The organism is Arthrobacter sp. 10L430, from assembly GCF_056395245.1.
On sequence record NZ_JBFTJD010000067.1, the window covers coordinates 1 to 836 of the forward strand.

Annotated in this window: 1 pseudogene; it reads left to right on the forward strand. The window is 64.6% G+C overall.

The features are described from left to right. A pseudogene (locus AC1DDG_RS21685) lies at window positions 1–836 on the forward strand (pyruvate dehydrogenase (acetyl-transferring), homodimeric type); the annotation flags it as partial.

Consider the following 836-nt stretch of genomic DNA (forward strand, 5'->3'; position numbering starts at 1 on the left):
ACCCCGCAGACCAAGGACATGGTCGCGGACCTGACCGATGACCAGATCTGGAACCTCAAGCGCGGCGGCCACGACTACCGCAAGGTCTACGCCGCGTACAAGGCAGCGACCGAATTCAAGGGCAAGCCCACCGTGATCCTGGCCAAAACAGTCAAGGGCTACGGCCTCGGCCCGCACTTCGAAGGCCGCAACGCCACCCACCAGATGAAAAAACTCACCCTCGACGACCTGAAGAAGTTCCGCGACCACCTGCGGATCCCCCTCACGGACGAGCAGCTCGACAAGGATCCGTACCAGCCGCCGTACTTCCACCCGGGCACGGATGCCCCGGAAATCAAGTACATGATGGAACGGCGCGCTGCCCTGGGCGGTGCTGTGCCGGAGCGCCGGTCCAAGCACTCCGACATCGCGCTGCCGGATGCGAAAACCTACGAGGTCGCCAAGCGCGGCTCCGGCAAGCAGCAGGCAGCCACCACCATGGCCTTTGTCCGGTTGCTCAAAGACCTGATGCGGGACAAGAATTTCGGCAAGCACATCGCGCCGATCATTCCCGATGAAGCCCGCACCTTCGGCATGGACGCGTTCTTCCCGACCGCGAAGATCTACAACCCCAAGGGCCAGAACTACCTGTCCGTGGACCGCGACCTGGTCCTGGCCTACAAGGAATCCGCCCAGGGCCAGCTGATTCACCCCGGCATCAACGAAGCCGGCGCCGTCGCAGCGTTCACCGCCGCCGGCACCGCCTACGCCACCCACGGCGTGCCGCTGATCCCGGTCTACGTGTTCTACTCCATGTTCGGCTTCCAGCGCACCGGCGACGCCTTCTGGGCCGCCGC